The 5,863-nt window shown below is 63.7% G+C and carries 6 protein-coding genes; all 6 read left to right on the top strand.

Translation table 11 applies throughout. The features are described 5' to 3' along the window. The first annotated feature begins 117 nt into the window (after positions 1-117). The 6 genes from phnG to Q0J60_RS05140 all read left to right on the top strand — a co-directional run bounded on the left by phnG (position 118) and on the right by Q0J60_RS05140 (position 5,721). Complete coding sequence (phnG, locus tag Q0J60_RS05115) at positions 118-552, top strand: phosphonate C-P lyase system protein PhnG (protein ID WP_294439175.1); 435 nt, start codon at positions 118-120, stop codon at positions 550-552. Then, a complete protein-coding gene (gene phnH, locus Q0J60_RS05120; protein ID WP_294439177.1) occupies positions 549-1,172 on the top strand; it encodes a phosphonate C-P lyase system protein PhnH in 624 nt (207 codons plus the stop codon). Before phnG ends, phnH begins: the two co-directional genes overlap by 4 nt. After that, a complete protein-coding gene (locus Q0J60_RS05125) occupies positions 1,172-2,392 on the top strand; it encodes a carbon-phosphorus lyase complex subunit PhnI (RefSeq protein WP_294439178.1) in 1,221 nt (406 codons plus the stop codon). The genes phnH and Q0J60_RS05125 overlap by 1 nt, the downstream gene beginning before the upstream one ends. Positions 2,393-2,398: 6 nt before the next feature. Then, on the top strand, positions 2,399-3,244 hold the full coding sequence (locus tag Q0J60_RS05130; protein WP_294439179.1) for an alpha-D-ribose 1-methylphosphonate 5-phosphate C-P-lyase PhnJ: 846 nt from the start codon (positions 2,399-2,401) through the stop codon (positions 3,242-3,244). Beyond that, positions 3,245-4,138: an ATP-binding cassette domain-containing protein gene (locus Q0J60_RS05135; protein WP_294439180.1), complete on the top strand. Its 894-nt coding sequence runs from the start codon at positions 3,245-3,247 to the stop codon at positions 4,136-4,138. A gap of 236 nt (positions 4,139-4,374) precedes the next feature. Continuing rightward, positions 4,375-5,721: an alpha-D-ribose 1-methylphosphonate 5-triphosphate diphosphatase gene (locus Q0J60_RS05140; RefSeq protein WP_294439181.1), complete on the top strand. Its 1,347-nt coding sequence runs from the start codon at positions 4,375-4,377 to the stop codon at positions 5,719-5,721. Positions 5,722-5,863: the final 142 nt, after the last annotated feature.

Below are 5,863 nucleotides of genomic sequence, written 5' to 3' on the forward strand. Positions count from 1 at the left end.
AGGGTAAACAGGACTAAATGTCCTGTTTAGTCCCCAACTGGGAGCAAAGCTTGTCTTTGCGACACGCCGCTGAATGCGGAGCAGTCAGCGGTTGCACAAAAGAAAGGAACCAAACGTATGAGAAGACGCGAAAGAACGCGCATCCTCGTAGACGGCGACCGGGCGCTCGCGCGCAGCATGGCGTCCGAGGTGGAATCCGCGTTCCCCGTCGAGGTGCTTGACGATCCGCGCGAAGGGCTGGTGATGGTCAAGGTGCGTGAATCGGCCAAGCGCCAGCAGTTCTACCTGGGCGAGGCGCTCATGACATCGTGTCGCGTGAAGGCGGGCGACGCTCAGGGCCTGGGAATGGTCATGGGCGACGACCGACAGCTCGCCTTCGACCTTGCTCTGATCGACGCGGCCTTCTCGCTGGAGAGCGGGTCCATCGATACGGCGCAGTGGGAAGAGCAGCTGCGCGCCGAGCGCGTGCGCATCGACGCCGAGCAGGCGCGCGAGCAGGCCATCGCCAACAAGACGCGCGTGGACTTCTCGACGATGGAGGTGGAGCTGTGATCTCTCAGAATTCCGAAATCCATCGCATCCAGCATGCGTTCAGGGCGGCAATGGGCGCTCTGGCGCGCCCCGGTACGGTGGGCGTGCTTCCTCTGCGGGGCGACGCCACGCCCACGGGGCTCGATGCCTCGCTTGATACGCTCGTGCGCATGTTCGTCGACCAAGCTGTGACCTTTGCCTATCTGGGCGATGCGGTACGCGAGCGTGCCATCGCCTCCGAGACGCGTTCGCGCGCGGCGGGCGCGGCGCAGGCGGCTTTTGTGGTGGTGCCGCATGAGGCCACCGACCCGACCGTAGCCTATGCGGTTGAGAAGGCAACGCCTGGCACGCTCATTTTGCCCGACAAGGGAGCCACCGTGCTCATCGGGTGCGACGGGCTTTCGCAGGAGCCGCAGGAAGGCATGTTCGGGTTCGCGGTGAGCGGTCCTGGCGTAGCGGGTGAAGCGCGTTTCTACGCGGCGTCCGACGTATGGCAGCGTGCCCGCGAGACGCGCGGCGACGAATATCCGTGCGGAATCGAGATCGTGCTCGCCGATAAGGCGGGGCGCATCGTGGCTATTCCGCGATCGTCTGAGGTAGTGGCGCTTGGCGCCTGCGCGAGCCGTGGGGAGGTGCGCTAATGGGCTACGTTGCCGTGCGGGGCGGAGGCCTCGCCATTGAGGAGAGCCTGAAGCTGCTCGAATACCAGCGGGCGCGCAGCGGCGTCACGCTTGAGCCCGATACGATTCGCCGCGCGTTTCCCGACGCGATCGACCAGGTGATGGGCGAGAGTTCGCTCTACGCGCCCGACCTGGCGGCGCTCGCGCTTAAGCAGGCGCGCGGCTCCATCGAGGAGGCCGTGTTCCTGCTGCGCGCGTTCCGCTCCACCCTTGAGCGTCCGTATGTGTCGTGCACGGTTGACACCTCAAAGATGCGGGTCGACCGTCGCATCTCCGCCGCGTTCAAGGATATCCCCGGCGGCCAGGTGCTAGGTGCCACGCGCGACTACAGCCACCGACTGATCGATTTCGATTTTGCGCGCGAGACGCCTGAGGCGCAGCGCGAGCGTGCGGCCGAGTTGGCGCAGCATTTCGGGGTAGAAGAGAGCGTGTTTGATGGCAAGGCATCGCCCGAGGTCGCAGAAGCTGGCGGCCTTTACCCCAAGGTGCTCGACTACCTGCGTGCGGAAGGCATCCTTCCCACCTGCGAAAACGACGACACCGAGCCGGTGGATGTGACCATGGGCGCGCTCGAGTTCCCTTGTGCGCGTTCGGCGCGCCTGCAAACGCTCTCGCGTGGCATGACGCAGGCGGTGGAGGCCTTCGGCTATGCCGCCATTCGCGGCTATGGCCCGTCTCATCCCACGGTGGGCGAGCTTCGACACGGCATGGCCGAGGTGTGCGTGGACGTGCCGGGCGTCGAAGCCTGTGATGCCGAGGACGCCTACTACCTGGGAAGCATCCCGCTCACCGAGGTGGAGAGCGTGTTCGAGGTTGAAACCGAGGAGGCGGGCGTCACCACGCTGTCCTTCGAAATTGGATACGGTCTGGTCATGGGCGGTGCCGAGACCAAGGCAATCGCGATGAGCGTGCTCGATCACTGCCTCGATCTGGGCGATGCGCGCTATCCCACGCAGGACGAGGAGTTCGTGCTGTACCACGTGGACGGCGTGGAGGCGCAAGGCTTCATCTCGCACCTCAAGCTTCCGCACTACGTGACGTTCCAATCCAAGCTCGACACCGTGCGCACCGCGCGTTCGCACGAAGGCGATGCTGGCTGCGCCGCGAACGATGCGGCCTGTGCCGAGGCGGGAGCGGAGCGTGCCGCAGCTGAAGCGCTCGTGGATGAAAAGGAGCGATAGGGACCGATGGAACAGATGTATAACTTCGCCTTCTTCGACGAGGCATCTAAGCGCGAGATTCGACGCGCGATTTTCAAGGGCATTGCCATTCCGGGTTACCAGGTGCCTTTCGCCAGCCGCGAGATGCCCATCGGGCGCGGATGGGGCACGGGCGGTCTGCAGGTGACGCTCGCCATCATCGGCGCCGATGACGTGCTCAAGGTGATTGACCAGGGCTGCGACGAGAGCGTGAACGCCGTGAACATCAAGAAGCTCGTGGCGGCCACCACCGACGTGGAGGTGACCGAAGACACGGGCGAGGCCACCATCATCCAGTCGCGCCACCGCATCCCCGAGCAGCCGCTCACCGAGGACCAAATCCTGGTGCTCCAGGTGCCTACGCCTGAGCCGCTGCGCGACTTCGAGCCGAGCGAGGCCAAGACGCGCGTGCTCCACGCCGAGGCCGACTACACGGGCGCGTGGCTGGGCCTGTTCGACCAGATCGTGAAATTCGGCTCTACCACCACGGGCGCTGACCATCCCTGCCTGGTGAACGGGCGCTACGTGATGGCGCCGAGCCCTATTCCGCGCTTCGATACGCTCAAGCTCAATGACTCCGACAACCTGACCATTTTGGGTGCGGGCCGCGAGAAGAAGATCTACGCCGTGCCGCCCCATACGCGGGTGGAGCCGCTCGATTTCGAGGACTATCCGTTCCGCGTCGAGTCGTTCGAGGGCCGCGCGTGCCGTCTGTGCGGCGCGACCGACGTGTACCTCGACGAATTTGTGGACGAGGCCACCGGCAAAACGGTCTACCAATGCAACGATACGGCCTGGTGCGCCAAGCGCCGCGCCGAGAAAGGCGGTGAATAGATGAGCGCGATGGCTGTTGCCGCCAAAGCCGCCAAGACGACTGGCACCCCGGGCGCGGCGGAAGAGGCGTCCTGTCTTTCCGTATCGCATCTGTCGCTGAAATTCGGCAAGGGATGCCCTGCGTGCCTGGGCCCCAACGCCAAGCTCGAGCGCAACGTGTGCCCCGTGTGCGGCACCGTGCACGCCGTGCGCGATGTGAGCCTTGAGGTGTATCCGGGCGAGATCATCGGCATCGTCGGCGAATCGGGCTCGGGCAAGAGCTCGCTCATGAAGTGCATCTACTTCGATCAGCAGGCGACCTCGGGCGATGTGCGCGCCCTGCCGTACGACGGGGGTGCGGAGAACATTCTCACCGCGTCGCCCCAACAGAAGCGGCACATCCGCAACTCGGTGTTCGGCATGGTGTATCAGAACCCCTACCTGGGGCTTCGCATGGACTTCTCCTCATTGTCCAACATCGCCGAGCAGATGATCGCGGCGGGCGACCGCACCGTGAGCCACATGTGCGAGCGCGGCTACTACCTGCTCGACAAGGTGAACATTCCGGCGCGGCGCGCGAAGGATGCCCCGGCGCTGTTCTCGGGCGGCATGCAGCAGCGCGTTCAGATCGCTAAAGCGCTTTCCAACAACCCGCCCATCCTGCTGCTCGACGAGGTGACCACCGGTCTCGACCTGTCGGTTCAGGCGAGCGTGCTCGACCTGATTCTGCGCATCAGGCGTGATTTCAACGTGAGCATGCTGGTGGTGAGCCACGACCTGGGCGTCATCCGCATGCTGGCCGACCGCACCTTCGTGATGCTCGACGGCCAGGTGATAGAGCACGGTCTGACCGACCAGATTCTCGAAGACCCGCAGCACGCGTATACCCAGCAGTTGGTGTATTCACTGCTGTAGCCTCATGGTTCGCCCGGGCTTTGTGCAGGCGGGACACGTCATGCTCAAACAGTCCTGCTCGTGGTCGGCGTTCGACAAGCGCCCGCCGATGCGCCCTCTCGGGCGCAGAAGGCAGGGACTAAACAGGCCACTGGCCTGTTTACCATGCGGAACTGCGCGTGACATGTCCCGCCTGCACTAAGCCCTGCATCAAACCAAGCACGGCAAGACATCCCATTGAAAGGATTTCATTCGATATGCCTTCTCCTGATATCAACTCTATGATTATCCGCGGCGGCAACGTGGTGTGTGCTGACCGCATCCTTGAGAACCACGATGTGGTGGTGCGCGACGGCGTGATCGAGGCCATTGTGCCCGCGTCGGATAGCGCCGCTACCGTGCGGCCGCTCTATTTTGCGGGCGCCGACGACACGGGAACGCCCGGATTCGACATCGATGTAGCAACCGGCTTGCCTGTGGTTGACGCGCGCGGCGCCTATGTGACGCCCGGCATGATCGACATCCACTCCGATTACATCGAGAACATCGCAAGCCCGCGTCCCAGCGTGGTGATGGACCTGCCTACGTCGCTCTACAAATGCGATCGTGAGTTGGTGGGGCATGGCATCACCACCATCTACCACTCGCTGTCAGTGATGGGGCACGATGAATTCAAGCCCAAACCCATCCGCCACTTCAAGAACGTGAGCACGCTGCTTGATACGATCAATGCGATGAAGCAGGGCGAGGAGCGCGACCACCTCATTCGCCACCGCATGCATCTGCGCGTGGAGCTTGATGCCGTGGATCGCTACGAAGAGGTTCGCGCCTATCTTGAAGAGGGCAAGCTTGACCTCGTGTCGTTTATGGACCATACGCCTGGCCAGGGGCAATACAGCGATATGCTCGTGTATCGCGAGACGGTGAACGGCTACCACGACGGCAAGCTCTCCAAAGAGGAGCTCGACGAGATCGTGAAGCACCGCCTCAATGCCGAGAAGATGACCTATGAGCAGCTGGTCGAGCTTTCCGGGCTTGCGCGCGAGCATGGCATTTCCATCGCGAGCCACGACGACGATTCGCACGACAAGGTGGATGTGATGCGAGGCCTGGGCGCTGTCATCAGCGAGTTCCCGATTAACGAGGACACCGCGCGCTACGCCATCGAATCGGGCATGCACGCCATCGCCGGCGCGCCAAACGCCGTGATGGGACACAGCCATTCCGGCAATCTCTCGGCGCGCGATGCGGTTGTTGCGGGCGTGGTGGACATCCTGTGCTCCGACTACTACCCGGCCGCCCTGCTCGATGCGGTGTTCATCCTGCATCGGACGTGCGGCATCGACCTGGCCCGCGCCTTCGCGCTGGTCACGATCAATCCGGCGCGCGCGGTGGGCATCGACGCCCAGGTGGGCGAGGTGGCGCCGGGCAAGCGCGCCGACCTGCTGGTGGTTCGCGAGATCGGAACCGGCAACAACGGCGACACCGTGCCCGTTATCACACGCGCTTTCGTGGGCGGACACTCGGTGTACCGCACGCATTATCCCAGCCAGCCGTTCGGCTACGGTCGTCCTGCGGCAGGTGTCGAAGGGACGGTGGCATAAATGGCTACGCCTCTGCTCTCCATCAAGGACCTTTCCAAGTCGTTCGTCATGCACAACGTGAACCGTCGCGTGATGGGCTGCCAGCACATCAGCTTCGATGTGATGCCGGGCGAGTTCGTGGGCATCACGGGTCGCTCCGGTT

Origin of the sequence: uncultured Slackia sp. (assembly GCF_944321625.1) — a bacterium.
Classification (GTDB): domain Bacteria; phylum Actinomycetota; class Coriobacteriia; order Coriobacteriales; family Eggerthellaceae; genus Slackia.